The organism is Corallococcus exiguus, assembly GCF_009909105.1.
GTDB classification, from domain to species: domain Bacteria; phylum Myxococcota; class Myxococcia; order Myxococcales; family Myxococcaceae; genus Corallococcus; species Corallococcus exiguus.
Genome location: NZ_JAAAPK010000016.1, coordinates 68,507 through 82,409, shown reverse-complemented (window position 1 = coordinate 82,409; position 13,903 = coordinate 68,507). Strand labels below are relative to the sequence as shown.

The 13,903-nt window shown below is 68.4% G+C and carries 14 protein-coding genes; 4 read left to right on the top strand and 10 right to left on the bottom strand.

The features are described 5' to 3' along the window. The first annotated feature begins 10 nt into the window (after window positions 1-10). Complete coding sequence (locus tag GTZ93_RS39650) at window positions 11-757, top strand: hypothetical protein (protein ID WP_161663330.1); 747 nt, start codon at window positions 11-13, stop codon at window positions 755-757. Window positions 758-770: 13 nt separating this feature from the next. Here the strand turns inward: GTZ93_RS39650 and GTZ93_RS39645 are convergent, their stop codons facing one another. Genes GTZ93_RS39645 through GTZ93_RS39635 form a run of 3 tightly spaced genes read right to left on the bottom strand, consistent with a single transcriptional unit; the run spans window position 771 to window position 3,934 of the window. Next, window positions 771-1,127: a DUF2019 domain-containing protein gene (locus tag GTZ93_RS39645; RefSeq protein WP_257979542.1), complete on the bottom strand. Its 357-nt coding sequence runs from the start codon at window positions 1,125-1,127 to the stop codon at window positions 771-773. 53 nt (window positions 1,128-1,180) lie between these two features. Further along, complete coding sequence (locus GTZ93_RS39640) at window positions 1,181-2,092, bottom strand: DUF2381 family protein (protein WP_139923669.1); 912 nt, start codon at window positions 2,090-2,092, stop codon at window positions 1,181-1,183. 27 nt (window positions 2,093-2,119) lie between these two features. Then, complete coding sequence (locus tag GTZ93_RS39635) at window positions 2,120-3,934, bottom strand: serine/threonine-protein kinase (protein WP_139923667.1); 1,815 nt, start codon at window positions 3,932-3,934, stop codon at window positions 2,120-2,122. Between the two features lie 98 nt (window positions 3,935-4,032). Between GTZ93_RS39635 and GTZ93_RS39630 the strand changes: the two genes are divergently transcribed. Next, the gene (locus tag GTZ93_RS39630; RefSeq protein WP_139923665.1) at window positions 4,033-4,398 is read left to right on the top strand and encodes a helix-turn-helix domain-containing protein; all 366 of its coding nucleotides are present in this window, start codon (window positions 4,033-4,035) and stop codon (window positions 4,396-4,398) included. 4 nt (window positions 4,399-4,402) lie between these two features. Here GTZ93_RS39630 and GTZ93_RS39625 read toward each other — a convergent pair whose 3' ends face one another. The 6 genes from GTZ93_RS39625 to GTZ93_RS39600 all read right to left on the bottom strand — a co-directional run bounded on the left by GTZ93_RS39625 (window position 4,403) and on the right by GTZ93_RS39600 (window position 10,766). Next, window positions 4,403-5,551 carry a serine/threonine-protein kinase gene (locus GTZ93_RS39625; protein WP_161663335.1) on the bottom strand — a complete coding sequence of 383 codons (1,149 nt, stop codon included), beginning with the start codon at window positions 5,549-5,551 and terminating at the stop codon, window positions 4,403-4,405. 130 nt (window positions 5,552-5,681) lie between these two features. Then, a complete protein-coding gene (locus GTZ93_RS39620) occupies window positions 5,682-6,035 on the bottom strand; it encodes a DUF2019 domain-containing protein (RefSeq protein WP_139923942.1) in 354 nt (117 codons plus the stop codon). A 4-nt stretch (window positions 6,036-6,039) separates the two neighbouring features. Beyond that, entirely contained in the window at window positions 6,040-6,390 is a 351-nt protein-coding gene (locus GTZ93_RS39615; protein ID WP_120597046.1) for a DUF2019 domain-containing protein, read from the bottom strand. Next, a complete protein-coding gene (locus GTZ93_RS39610) occupies window positions 6,387-7,898 on the bottom strand; it encodes a hypothetical protein (RefSeq protein WP_161663329.1) in 1,512 nt (503 codons plus the stop codon). Before GTZ93_RS39610 ends, GTZ93_RS39615 begins: the two co-directional genes overlap by 4 nt. 88 nt (window positions 7,899-7,986) lie before the next feature. Next, window positions 7,987-10,098 carry a S8 family serine peptidase gene (locus GTZ93_RS39605; RefSeq protein ID WP_161663328.1) on the bottom strand — a complete coding sequence of 704 codons (2,112 nt, stop codon included), beginning with the start codon at window positions 10,096-10,098 and terminating at the stop codon, window positions 7,987-7,989. Between the two features lie 110 nt (window positions 10,099-10,208). After that, complete coding sequence (locus GTZ93_RS39600; RefSeq protein WP_139923263.1) at window positions 10,209-10,766, bottom strand: helix-turn-helix domain-containing protein; 558 nt, start codon at window positions 10,764-10,766, stop codon at window positions 10,209-10,211. A gap of 90 nt (window positions 10,767-10,856) precedes the next feature. Here GTZ93_RS39600 and GTZ93_RS39595 point away from each other — a divergent pair, with 90 nt between their 5' ends. Together GTZ93_RS39595 and GTZ93_RS39590 are read left to right on the top strand one after the other, a co-directional pair. Beyond that, complete coding sequence (locus GTZ93_RS39595; protein ID WP_276528813.1) at window positions 10,857-11,573, top strand: SDR family NAD(P)-dependent oxidoreductase; 717 nt, start codon at window positions 10,857-10,859, stop codon at window positions 11,571-11,573. Then, window positions 11,570-12,592 (top strand): S-adenosylmethionine:tRNA ribosyltransferase-isomerase, encoded by a 1,023-nt coding sequence (locus GTZ93_RS39590; RefSeq protein WP_180946192.1) that lies wholly within the window; start codon window positions 11,570-11,572, stop codon window positions 12,590-12,592. The genes GTZ93_RS39595 and GTZ93_RS39590 overlap by 4 nt, the downstream gene beginning before the upstream one ends. A 4-nt stretch (window positions 12,593-12,596) precedes the next feature. Here the strand turns inward: GTZ93_RS39590 and GTZ93_RS39585 are convergent, their stop codons facing one another. After that, window positions 12,597-13,820, bottom strand: a complete 1,224-nt coding sequence (locus GTZ93_RS39585) for a zinc-dependent alcohol dehydrogenase (protein ID WP_139923269.1) — start codon at window positions 13,818-13,820, stop codon at window positions 12,597-12,599. Window positions 13,821-13,903: the final 83 nt, after the last annotated feature.

Below are 13,903 nucleotides of genomic sequence, written 5' to 3'. Positions count from 1 at the left end.
CCGTACGGGCATGGCGAACGGACGGTGGCTCGTCTCGGTGGGACTCCTGGGCCTCTTCTCGGTGCCGGCGGTGGCGGCGGAAGGGGTGCAGGGGCGGGTGCAGGAGTTCTTCCTCGGAGATGGAGCACCCCCGCAGCAGCGGGGGCAGGTGGAGCTGGGCACGGGGCTGGAGTGGACGCGTCAGGGCGATGAGACGCGCTTCGAGTTGCCGGTGCGCGGCGAGTACGGCCTGAGTGACCGCGTGCAGGTGGAAGCGAAGGTGGCGCTGACGACGCCGGAGGATCCACGCGGGTTGGATACGGCGGAGGCGGGCATCGGCCTGGCGCTGATCAATGACAGCCGGCGGGGCTTCACATTGAGCGTGGGCATGGACCTGGAGGCCACGCGCGACATGACGGACGACCGGTTCCGCCCGGGCTTCGCGCCGTACCTGCTGGCGTATCAGGACGTGGGGCCGGTGGGCTTCAACCTCCAATTGAAGGCGGAGGAGCTGCCCGGGGTGCGCGGTCTGGGGAACGAGCTGCATCCGGACTTCGCGGCCGGAGCGGTGCTGGCCTTGGGACCACTGCGGCCGATGGTGGAGGCGGGGTGGAGGGACGAGGATGGTACGTCCACCGTGCTCCTGTCACCGGGGCTGCTGGCGCGCCCGCTGAAGTCCCTGGAGTTCGGAGTCGCGGTGCCCTGGAGGTTCCACGCAGGGGGGGCTCGCGACGTGGGCGTGATCGGGATGCTGACGTGGCAGGGAGGTGGGGCGTAGCGGGTGGTTTCGCTCACGCGGGGTCCAGGGACCAGGTCCCTTCTTCCCAGCGCTTCAGTGCCTCCTTCGCTTCGAAGGGGATCAGCCCCTTGCCCTTCGCAGCCTCCTCCAACACGGCCTTGGCTTCGGCGGTGCGATACCGCAGGAGCAGTGCCGCCGCTGCCGTTCGAACATCCATCCGTGGATGGGTGAAGAGAGTTGCGAGCGCGTCCCGACCGACATCGCCGTGGGTCCTCATCCGTTTGAACGCCGCAATGGATTCATCCGCGTGCTTGTTCGCGGCGTTCGCGTCGCCTCGCCAGATGGCATCGGTTTGCGCCGCCGCATGCTGCGCGAACTTCGCGACGAGCTTCTGAAGGTCTTCCGTCACCAGGGTCCGTCTCCGAATGCTCTCCATTGTGCGGAGCCCAAACGCAGCTGTGATTATGGAAACGTCACGTTGCCCAGCGTGATGGTGCGCGGTCCGTCCTCCCAGAGCTTGAGGGAGTACGGTCCCTGGACACCAGCATCAGGAGCTTCGGCCTCGACCACGATGCTTCGGGCCTCACCCAGGGGGATGAGCTGTTGCTGCCAGACGCGGAGGACCTTCAACTCCGCTCCGGTCTTGCCCCGGAGCGTTGCTCCCTTCGTGCTCCAGGGGCGTGCGCCTGCCTTCGTCGCCAACTGGACGACCACGGCAACAGCCCCCTTGGTGCGGTAGGTCGTGACGAGGATGGCCGCCAGAGCATCGTCATGAGACGGATGGATGTCCTTGGTCACGGTCCGTGCGGTCACACCATTCTTATCAAGGGCCTGGGTGGCGAGCAGCCCCGTCAGCCCGCTGGGGGCCTCATGTTCGGCCACCAGCCGGGAGTTCTCTTCCTGGCATCGCGCCAGCTCCGCACGAACCTCTTGGACCTCCTGCTGATAGGTCTCGAGCGTTCGTGTCCCGCGATAGACTTCGACGAGGGGCTCCGCCTTCGCGGGATGCACCCGCAGGAGAAAGGTCGCGCTCACCGGTGCCGCACCGTCCTTGAAGCGCACGACCAGCCGGAAACGCTCGCCTGGAACCACGCGCGAGGACGGAATCAAGCGGAGCGTGGCCTGCCCCATGTCCACCAGGGAGAAGCGCTCCCTTCCCTCCAGCTCCATTCCGTCCCGCCTCAGGTCCGAATCGAAATAGAAGCCCGTGGAGAGGCCCGCGCTGATCATGATTTCGGAGGCGGAAGGACTCTCGTCTGGACTCAGTTCGATGCGGCGTGCGCCCGGGCCGGAGGCCAGGACCTCGGACTGCGCGAACGCCGCCGCACTTGTGAACAGGAGTCCCAGGAGTACGACGGTGGATGAAGAGGGCACTCGGCGGTTTCTCCCAGGCAATCCCTACTACTCGAACTCACGTACCGCCTTCACACCCGCGGTCGTGTAGATGCGGGCACTCGTGGGGGAGTCGTCTCCAGGCTCCCTCGCCATTCCCCGGTCTCCTTCCTCCGAGAGGAGGTCCAGGCACACCGGAAAGCTGTCACCCTTCGGCGTTGTCGCCCACGTCAGGCGCCCATAGACGCGGTCCCTCACGATGAGCCGGCCTGACAGCTCAGTGTTGCTCGGTAGATCATTCCAAGGGCCGACCAGGATCACCTGAGCAGGGCCTTCGTGGACCCGAATGATCTGCGGACTGGAGAAGACGAAGACGGCTCCGTGACTGTCCCCAGTACGGACGCCCCGTTCCTTCATGGCCTTCACCGCGCCCACCGGGCAGGGCTCTGGCGGCGGGGGTGGACGTACCTGGGGACCGGGGCATCCCAGCAACGCAGTGCAGGTGACCATGCCCGCCGTACGCGTCATGACGCTCCGGACCTTCTTCGCGGGCTTCGAGGAGAGTGGAAGATAGGGAGCTTCTGGCAGCTGCGTCGTCACGGTGGCGGCAACCTCCTGGAGCGTCGCGGGAAGTGCGACGGCCGCGGTGATGGCCTCTGTCCCGTTGGGAGCCACGGCCCGGTCAGATTGAGTCGACTTGTCAGTGGGCGCTACTTCCTGACGAAGCGTGACTGCTCCTGAAGGCCCCGCTGCCCCGCGCAGCAGCAGCGCGCCCGTGGTGATCAGCACCAGGGCCGTCACCACCACCGCCCACGCGCGCAAGGAATGTCGTGGCTTCGCCGTCGTCTCCGGCGGCGTGGCTCCGGCTGGAGTCGGTGGAGCCTCCGGCGGCGCGCGCATGCCCCGCCGGGGCCGGTGGCGGGGACGGTTCATCCACTTCTCGACGCTGTCCAGCGCGCTTTCCGTCGTCGCGGTGTCTTCACCGAACGCGTCGCACAGGGGCACGTCCCACGCAGCGTCCGCGCCCCGCAAGACTTCCTCCAGCGCGGCCACGACGGCCAGGGCGCTCGGTGTGCGAGTCTCGGGTGTCTTCTCCAGCAGCCGCAGGCACACGTCGCTCAACGCATGTGGCACGCGCTCGTTCACTTCATGCGGTGGCACGGGCGTCCGCGTGAGCACGGCCTCGATGAAGTCCGCGTCGTCCTCGCCATCGAAAGGCCTGCGCCCCGTCAGCAGCCAGTAGAGGACCACGCCCAGCGCCCAGAGGTCATCCGCCGCGCCCGCCTCGTAGCGGGCCCCGAGCACCCGGGCATACTGCCGGAAGTACCTCCACGCTTCGGGCGCCCGGAACTCCGGCGTCGCGGGTGGGAGGATGTCCACCGTCAAGTCACGCGCGCCGGTGTAGTCGCCAATGCCGAAGTCCAACAGCTTGGCCGGGCCGTCCGAGGCGCGCACCATGATGTTGGCCTCCTTCACGTCCCGGTGCAGCACCCCCTCCGCATGCGTCGCGGCGAGCGCCCGCGCCACGTCCAGCAACACCCGGGTCACCCGGCGCGCGGAGGGATTCTCCTCGTCGGCCCAGAGGTCCAACCTGCGCCCGTCCACGTACTCCATCACGATGATCGCGAAGCGCGGCTCGCGTGGGGGCCACAGCCCGTAACCCTGGAGGCTCACGACGTGGGGGTGGTGAAGCTTCAGGAGGATGGAGACCTCCCGTTCCACCCGCTCGCCTGCACGCGGCAGGTACAGCAGCTTCAAGGCGAATGGCTGTCCCGCGTTGCTCGCGAGATACACCGTGCCGAAGCCGCCCTGACCCAGCTGGCGCTCCACCGTGTAGCCCAGCACCTCCGCCCCGGGTGCCAGGATGGCGGGGGGTGGCCTCATGGCGTCCTCATTCCAGGTTCATGTGTCTCGCGCATGCGGCCTCCTCGCGAAGGCCGGAGGGGCCCCAGCGCATATCTCGGATACGCTGCGTGCCCTCCATGAATGAAGAACTCGGCATCACCATTGGCACGGCGGCGCGCGCCGCCCGCGAGCATCTGGGACTGACGCAGGCCGAAGTCGCCGAGCGCATTGGACTGGTACACCCCGTCTACAGCCGCCTGGAGCGCGGCAAGATGCTGCCCAGCGTCCCGTCCCTCTATCGCCTCTGCCAGGAGCTGCGCGTCTCCCCTGAAACGCTGTTGGGCCTGACCCCAGCGGGCGAGGTGCGCAAGGGTTCGAAGAAGCAGTCGCCCCGGGAAGACGGCGACGCGCCGGACCTGCGACGCCTGCTGCACCTCGCGCGCAAGCTGGACGCGGAGAAACTGGACGCACTCCTCCATGTCGCATCCGCCCTGGCGCGTTGAGGCGCTAATCCTCCTCCGGGCCTTCCTCGAAGAGGCCGCCCTCGCCAAACTCCACCACGTCCCGGAGCACGCGGCCCTCCGCCAGCAACCGCGCGACTTCCGCCGCGGCCTCCTGGCGCCCGTAGCCCGGGTGCCGTCTGGCCAGGGCCGAGCGAAGGGCGTCGCGCAGGTCCGCCGCGGTGGCGAACCGTTCTTCAGGCTCGGAGCGCAGGGCCCTGTGCAGCAGTTGCTTCACATCCGGTGAGAGCTGTCCCACCGCTGCCTCGACGTCCGTCGGGCCGAAGCAGGCCAGCAACACCCGCATCTGCGTCAGTGGCAGGGAAGGGAGGAACTCGATCTGCAACGGGCGCAGTCCCTCGGGCCGCCGGGGCACGTCCTGCACGTCGAAGAGATGCTTGCTGGTGAAGAGCTCCACCAGCAGTACGCCCAGGCTGAAGACGTCCGAGCGTGGCGACAGTGTCTGCCGCTCCAGGTATTCGGGAGAGGCATAGGCCACGTCGCCCCGGACCAGGTTCGCGGGTGACTCCTCGCGTCCGATGACCACCGAATAAGCCGCTCCGAAGTTCACGAGCTTCACCTCGCCGTGCATCCCCACGTAGACGTGCCGGGGATTGACGTCGCGGTGGATGATTCCCAGCGGCTTGCCCGCGTCATCCGTCAGCGTGTGCGCGTGGTGCAGCGCTTCCGCAAGCTCCGCTCCCACGTAGAGGGCGAAGGACTCGGAGACGGGCTGGCCGCGCGCCACGCTCGCGCTCACCAGTGTCTCCAATGAGGGACCGTCGACGTACTCCATGACCACGTGCAGCGAGTCCTGGTGCACCTTGCGATGGAACACCTGGGCGATGGCGGGGTGACGGAGCCGGAAGGCCAGCAGGATCTCCGCTCCCAGCCGCGTGCGGCGCGGCGTGGTGGAGGGATTGGCCAGCCGCCGCACGAAGCAGAGTCCGGGCAGGGTGTCCCCTTGTTCCGGAAAGCGGCGGGCGAGCATCAGCACCTCCCCTGTCTGCATCCGCACCAGTTCGCGAATGGCCTCGTAGCGGACGCCCTCGATGGTGAAGAGGGGTCGGGGCCGGTGGGGCGTGGGCGGCAGGGGATGGCGGAACGGTGCGACCCGGGAGCGGGCCGGCTCACTGTCAGATGGGGGCGTCGGCATGAACTCCTCGGGGCCAGGGCTCGGCGCGGCGGCGCCATCCGGGAGTCTGGACGTCATGGACCTGAAAAGTCTATTAGATTTGGACTTTAAAGGTTTGATTGGAGGTGGCGTGCGCTCAGCATGGGCATGTTCAGTCCTCCGTGAACTTCATGTTCCCGGCCCGCCACTCGCTGAGCGTCATCTCTGCGTCGAGTCGCACCACGCCCGCGGGCCCCAGGGCCAGCCGCTCCAGTTCCGCCTCCGCGAGCACGGGAGCGAATTCCAGGGCATGAGATGCGGCCCAGAGACGAACGCGAGGATTGCTATCCTGCAGCAGTCCCGTCAGGGCCGAGCGTCCGTCCTTCCCCTGCGCTCGTAGCTCCCGCCACGCGGTGATGAGCCTGGCGTACTGAGTATTGGCAGCCCGGTGCTTGCCTTCGACGGACGCCTGTCCGTGCAGCTCCGCTGCTTCTACGTAGGTTCGAACGAGTGGGTGCTGAGCCATTTTCTCAAGCAGGGTCCAGGGACCAGGTCCCTTCTTCCCATCGCTTCAGCGCCTGCTGCGCCCCAAATGAGAACAGCCCCTTGCCCTTCGCCGCTTCTTCAAGCACCGCCCGAGCCTCTGCGTTCTTGTAGCGAAGCAGGCAAGTCGCGGCGGTGGTTCGAACATCTATCCGAGGATGCGTCAGCAGCACCGCCAATGCTTCACGCCCAGGATCCCCAAGAGCACGTAACTGGTCGAATGCCGCGATGTATCGATCCGCGTGCTTGTTTCCGGTTTTCGCGTCGCCTCTCCCGATGGCGTCCGTTTGAGCGGCCACGTTCTGTGCGAACTCCTCGACCGTCTCTTCGGTGGTCATGGCAAGGTCCCATTCTTTGCATAGTCGACCATCATCAAGCCGAACTCTCTCTGCGCTGCATACGGCTGCGCACTCAACCACTGTCGCACCGTGAGGCTGTTGGAGCCTGTCATCTGAAAGCTCTTCGACGAATAGAACGCACTCACAGAGTTATGAATTGCCTTGTCGAGCGGGATGACGTTCTCCACGTTGTGGAGCGCCTGGGGCCCGAAGCGCGCCACGTTCCCGTCGGTTTGCTCCACGACGTGGTGCCACTCCTTCCCATTCCCCGCTGGCCCCATGGCCCGCTTGAACGACTTGAAGGACGAATAGCCCTTTGGCCCGCTCGGTGGCGAACCTCCACCACTTCCATCTCCCGAGCCTGAGTCATCGCCTCGCTGGATGATGATGGCCGCACCGGGAGCGCCGCTCAACACCGCCGCCGTGCGTCCCACGGGGACCGAGACGCGCTCCAGCACCAGCGCGCCTTCCGCTGAGAGCGACAGCACGGGCACCGTCGCGTCGATACCCGACGCCAGCCCCTTCAGTGTCCGCGTCGTGGCCGAGGCCGCGCCCCAGATGGCGACGACGCTCGTCGTCAGCCGGGCCGTCTCGCGGATCTGCTCGCCGGCCGTCATGTACTGGAAGCGCTCCCAGTACTCGGGCGAAGACGCGATGAGGGCCACGATACCCGCGGGAAGATTGCGCAGTCCCGCGATGCTGTCCGCGGGGCGGGAGAGGACCTGTCCCAGCGCGTGGTACAGCTCCACGAAGGCGTCCTCCGCGCCATCCAGCGAGCGGTTGACGACGTCCGCGTCGTCGTACACCTCGGCCAGCGGCCTTGAGTCCGAAGCCCGGAGCTGCGCATCGACCAGGCGGAAGACACCGCCCTTGCCGCTGTAGAAGACCCCCAGCTCGAAGTTGCCCGCGCGGAACGCGCCGTTCCTCCACGCGATGGGCGCGACCTTCTGCTGTGTGCGCCCATTGAGCGCCCACGCGAGGTATCCATCTGGGCGCAGCACCGCCACCTGCTCGCGGGCGAAGCGCGTCACCCGCCGCGCCAGCTCCTCGCGGGAGACCTCGCCGCGCTCCAACACCTCCCGCAACAGGAACCCCGCCACCATGCGCGGTGGGAAGGTTCCGAGCGTCACCGGCTTCTCCATCAGCCGGCCCAGCACCTCCACTGCGTCGTCTGGCGTGAAGGGATTGCGGTGCAGGGGCAGTTCGTCCACGTCCTCAAGCCCGGCGCGGACCAGCAACTTCTCGAAGGCGTCCACGTCCAGCAGGCCCATCTCCAAGGCCTGCCGCGAGACCTTCCCGGAAGGTGCGAGGATGACCGTCCCCACCGGCATGCGGACAGGTTGACCCCGGTGGAGTCGTTGACTGCCCTGCTCCTCGCCGGACTCATCCGATGCCTGCGGGGCGCTCTGTCGGAAGGCCCGTGAACTTCCTCTCGTGGAGGAAGCCTCCACGCCCGCGCAGCCCACCATCAGCAAGGCCGCGAACAGCGCCACGACAGCCATGCGCATCGTCTGCCTCCTGGAAGTGAGGACACTCCGGTCCGGCATGACGGCGGCATCGACGAGATGCCGCCGTCACCCTTCCGGAGGCTGCGGCCTATGGCCCCGTCAGACGGTTGAGCGTGAAGGAGGGCCGGTTCCACGTCCCGCCGGGGAAGCTCACCGCGGAGGAGGCCGCCATTCCAATGGGACTGCCCGCCGAGCCATTGACGGTGAAGGTGCCCGCGGCCGTCGCCGAGGTCGACGTCGTTCCGGTGCAACCCGGGCAGAGGTTCGTGCCGGTGATGTACGCCATCGGGAAGCTCAGCGACGTGGAGGTGCTGCTCACCACGCCCTGCAGCCACACCGGGTTGCTGCCCTGGTAGACGGTCAGGTTGACGACGTGGGTGTTGCCCTGCGTGTTGAAGCTGGTGCCCCAGCCGGGCTCCGCGCCGTTGTACCAGAGGCCATTCAGGTTCATCACGGAGCTGCCGCTACCAAAGGCCAGGAATTGGATGGGCTCGTTGCCGGAGAGCGAACCCAGCGTCCAGTAGAAGCGCCACAGTCCGCTGCTGTAGGTGATGCGCATCGTCCCCACCACGGACAACGTCGCGCTGGAGCCTGTCCAGGTGGTCTTGAGCAGATCGCCCCGCCACTCGCCGGGCTCCGCGAAGAGGTAGGCCTGGTACCAGATGGGCACGCCCGCGGACGTGTACGTGTACCAGGTGACGTGGATCTGGTCGGAGGCGAGGTGCTGGATGTCCAGGCCGTTGCCGGAGCGCGCGGGGTTGTACCAGGGGCCCTTGTCCGGGCGGGGCGGGAGGTTGGTGTAGACGGCCGCCGCCGCGTTGATGCGGCCGGTGCCGCAGTTGCTCCCGCAGCCGGAGACCGCCGTCGCGGTGGACTTGATGCGCGCGGTGACCTGCGCGGGCGTCATCGAGGGCTTCTGCGAGAGGATGAGCGCGGCGAGGCCCGCGACGTGCGGAGAGGACATGGAGGTGCCGCTCAGGTATCGGTGGCAGTAGTCACCCGCCAGCAGCGTGGCCCCCGGCTTGCCAATGGCCCAGGCCGAGAGAACCTGGTCCGTGCCGCTGTACGGGTCCGCCGTGTTGGGGTCCGCGGGGCAGCCAATGCCCTGGCCGTAGAAGCCGGCGCTGGCGGTGCCGCCTGGCGCGATGACGTCGACGCGAGAGCCGCCGCTGCTCCATGGCGCCCGCGCACCGGTCTGCGTGCTGGCGCCCACGGCGATGACGCCGGTGCAGGAGGCGGGCGTGATGTTCGCCGTCAGCAGACCCGCCACGCCGTCATTGCCACCGGCGGCGACCACCACCACGCCCTTGCCGACGGCGTAGGTCACCGCGCTCTGGATGTCGGGGTAGTTCGTGCAGGGATAGACGGCCGCGGGGGCGTTGGGGTTGTAGGCCGTCCCGAAGCTCATGTTGATGACGCGCGCGCCGTTGTCCGCCGCGTAGCGGATGGCATCGTCCACCGCGGACAGAAGGACGCCGTTGCTGGCGGTGGAGACCTTGACGGGCATGAGCTGACAACCCCAGCAGACGCCCGCGCCACCGATGCCGTTGTTCGTGCGCGCCGCGAGGATGCCGGCCACGTGCAAGCCGTGGTGGTAGGTGTTCGTGTCGTAGGGGTCCGCGTCCCCCTGTCCAAAGTCATACCCTGTCGTCCAGGCCCCGCTGAGGTCCGGATGGTCGAGCCTGCCGGTGTCGAGCACGGCGATCTTCACGTTGCCGGTGACACTGTTCCAGGCCGTGGGCAGGTTGATGGCCGGGTAGTTCCACTGCTGTGAGTACAGGGGGTCCGTTGGCGTGGCGAAGAACTCCATGTAGAGGTTCTCATGCGCGTATTCGACGTCTGGATTCCGCCGCAGCTCCGCGATGGCCTCCAGGGTGCGCGCCTCCTCCTCCGCGATGGACGTGGCGGCGGACCGCGCCTCCGCTTCCAGCGACACCACCACCGCGCCGCTGGAGAGAGGCTGGACGAGCTGGGCACGGAAGCCTCGGACCGGAGGCAGCTCGGCGTCCGTGAGGGCCCTGTCGGAGCCCTTGAACTTCACGATGGCCTGTCCCGGCACGAACCGGCGGGGATTCTTCGACGGCGCGGTCTGCGTGGCGATGGGCGCGGCCGTGGTCGCGACGGGCGCGGCGGGGACCTCAGCGCCGCAGGCATTCAGCAATAGAGATGAAAGCAGGACGGATAGAACAGACTTCTTCACTCAACCCCCCAGGTGAAAGGACTGGGGCCAGCAGGCTGCGCGGTGTGAAGATTGTCAATCTATTTTTGCTGTTACTTCTTGTTTTGGAGCTTTTGCTGGTTGCTGGAAATTCACCGCGACGGAGCAAGCAGCACGACGGAGTATCCGACCGCCGTGCGCGCGCCAGGGTTCTCGTAGGAGTGCTTCTGGTCTCCCCGGAAGACGACGACGTCGCCCGCTTCCAGCACGAAGCGCTCGCCACTGGCCACCAGCGCCAGGGTCCCAGCCTCACAGGCCAGGTACTCGCGCGTGCCGGGTGTATGGGGCACGCCGGTGATGCGCGCCTTGGGCGGCAGCTCCATCCGGTCGAACTCCATGCCCGGCAGTGGATCCGGCAGGAGCTTGCGCAGGAAGGCCGCGCCGCGCTGCTTCATCGGCAGGCTGTCTCGCCGGTAGTGCCGGGCGCTCGCCTTGGGCCGGGCGAGCAGCTCCTCCAGTGACACCTGCAGCGCCCCCGCCACCCGGTGCAGCACTGACAGCGTGGGGTTCGCCGCGCCGGACTCCAGATGCGCCCAGGTGGCCCGGGGCACGCCCGCCAGCTTCGCGAGCTGCACCTGCGTGGCCCCTCGCGTCTCCCTCAGCGTCCTCAGGTTGCGCGCCAGCCTGCCTGGAAGGTCCTCTTCGCTCATACGCTGGCATTCTGCCAATGCATTGGCGCCCATGCCATCTCGTCGGAAGCCATCCGCTATCCATGCCTCAAGGAGAGACACGCCATGGACATGCGGAATCAAGCAGTGCTGGTGACGGGCGCGAGCCGGGGTCTGGGCCGCGCCCTGATGGAAGCCTTCGCCCGGCGGGGCGCCCGGGTGGTGGGCGTGGCGCGCGACGCGAAGGCGCTGGAGGCGGCGGTGGCGCCCCTGAAGGCGCAAGGGCTGACAGTGCACGGGCTCGCCTTCGACGTAGGGGACAAGCAGGCCATCTACCCGCTGGTCGGTGCCGCCACCGCGCTGGTCGGCCCGCTGGATGTCCTGATCAACAACGCGAGCACCCTGGGCCCCACGCCCCTGCCGCTCCTGCTCGACACGGCTTGCGAGGACGTGTCGCAGGTGCTGGAGGTCAACCTGCTGGGGCCCTTCCGTCTGACGAAGGCCGTCGCGGGGAGCATGGTCGTCCGGGGCCGGGGACTCATCCTCAACATCACCTCCGACGCCGCCGTGTCCGCCTATCCCCGCTGGGGCGCTTACAGCGTGTCGAAGGCCGCGCTGGAGCACCTGACGCGCATCTGGGCCTCGGAGTTCGAGGGCAGCGGCGTGCGCCTGCTCACCGTGGACCCGGGTGACATGGACACGCGCATGCACAGCGACGCGCTCCCGGATGCCGACCCCTCGACGCTGGCGAAGCCGGAGGACGTGGCCGCGCGCATCCTCGCGCTCGTGGAGGCCCGGGACACCGCGTCCGGCCAGCGCTTCGAGGCCGCGAGATGGGAGGCCGCATGAACGCCGCACGCTGGCCCCGGGAACACCCCGACGCCGCGAGGCTCCTGCACGTGCAGCCCCGCCGCGAACGCTTCACCGACACCGTCGCCTCGGAGCTGCCGAACCTCCTGCGCGAAGGCGACCTGCTGGTGATGAACGACGCGGCCACGCTGCCCGGCTCCCTCACGGGCCGCACCGGCTCGGGCGCCGCCATCGAGCTGCGGCTCCTCTCCCACGAACCCGACGACACCTGGACGGCCGTCCTCTTCGGCGCGGGCGATTGGCGCCGGCGCACCGAGGACCGGACCCCTCCGCCCGAGCTCCCCGTGGGCGCACGCCTGGAAGTCGGCGGACTCACCGCGCGGGTGGTGGAGGTGCTGCCTCCATCCCCTCGGCTCCTGCGCGTGGCCTTCGACCTGACCGGCGCGGCGCTCTGGCAGGCCCTCTACTCAGCGGGCCGTCCGGTGCAGTACGCGTACACGGCGGGGCCGCTCGCGCTGTGGCACGTGCAGACGCTCTACGCCTCACGGCCGTGGGCCGCGGAGATGCCTTCCGCGGGCCTGCCCCTCACCGCGTCCGTGTTGCTGCGGATGAAGGCGCGCGGCGTGCGCTGGGCATCCCTCACGCACGCGGCGGGGCTCTCCTCCACGGGCGACGCGGCGCTGGACGCGGCGCTGCCCCGGCCCGAACGCTCGGACATCCCCGAGCGCACGGTGTCCTTGGTGGAAGAGACGCGAGGGCAGGGTGGGCGTGTGGTGGCGGTAGGCACCACCGTGGTGCGCGCACTGGAAGGGCGCGTGACACAACACGGGATGCTGGTGCCGGGCGAGGAAGTGACGGACCTGCTGCTTGGGCCCGGCTACGTGCCCCGGGTGGTGCACGGGCTGCTCACCGGCGTGCACGACCCGGGGAGCAGCCACCATGCGCTGCTCCAGGCCTTCGCGCCGCTTCCGCTCCTGCTCCGGGCTTCGGCGCATGCGGAAGCGGCGGGCTACCTGGGGCACGAGTTCGGCGACACGAGCCTCATCCTGGATGCGTGACGCGTCACTGGACCGTGACGCCCGGCTCCAGCTCCACCTTCACCCAGCCCGGCTTGCGCAGGTCGAAGTTGCGGTACGCGTCGATGGCGGAGGCCATGGACTTCACGTGGCTCAGGATGGCCGTGGGGTCCACCGTGCCGGAGCGCACCAGCTCCAGCAGCTTGGGGACGTACTTGCGGTGGTTGCAGTTGCCCATGCGCAGGGTGAGGTTCTTGTTCATCGCCTCGCCAATGGGGAACGCGGTCATCGTCTGCGGGTACACGCCGATGATGGACAGCGTGCCCGCCTTGGCCAGTGACTGCACCGCCCACTGCGCGGCCTGCGACGGCGCGTCGCCGGGCACCCAGTTGTCGCCGTCCGGCTTCTGCTTGGGCGCGACCTGCTCCACCTCGCGCTTGAACTCGGGCTTCTCCGCCTTGGCCTTCTTGGCGGCCGGGCCGTGGTGCGCGTGCTGCGCGTCCACACCCACCGCGTCGATGGCGCGGTCCACGCCGATGCCCGCCGTGAAGCGCTTGAGCGTCTCCACCGGGTCCTCCTGCTCGAAGTTGATGACCTCCGCGCCCTGGGCCCTCGCGAGCGCCAGACGGTCCTCGTGGCTGTCGATGGCGAAGACGCGGCCCGCGCCCAGGAGCCTCGCGCTCACGATGGCGAACAGGCCCACCGGTCCGCAGCCGAACACCGCCACGGTGTCACCGGGTTTGATTTCCGCCATCTCCGCCCCGAAGTAGCCCGTGGGGAAGATGTCCGAGACGAGGATGGCCTGGTCGTCGGTGACGCCTTCGGGCACCTTCACCATGGTGATGGCCGCGTGCGGGATGCGCGCCTTCTCCGCCTGCATGCCGTCGAAGGGGCCCGTCATCTCCGGTCCGCCGAAGAAGGCGGTGCCCGCGGCGGGGCCGTTGGGGTTCGCGTCGTTGCATTGGGCGTAGTAGCCCGCGCGGCAGTACGAGCAGTTGCCGCACGCGATGGTGGAGCAGATGACCACGCGGTCGCCCACGTTGAAGTTGCGCACGTCCTTGCCCAGCTCCTCGATGACGCCCACGCCTTCGTGGCCGAGGATGGTGCCGGGCTTCATGCCCGCCATGGTGCCGCGGATCATGTGCAGGTCCGTGCCGCAGATGGCGCTGGCGGTCAGCCGGATGATGGCGTCCGTGGGCTCCTTCAGCTTCGGCTCCGCGACGTCGTCCAGCCGGATGTCCCCGATGCCATGGAAAACGACTGCCTTCATGTTCCGCTCCTTGCCCCGCCAGGGCCTCGAAAGACGTGAAGGCCCACGGCGCCTTCGCGAAGGCACACGGGACCCGTTCGTCT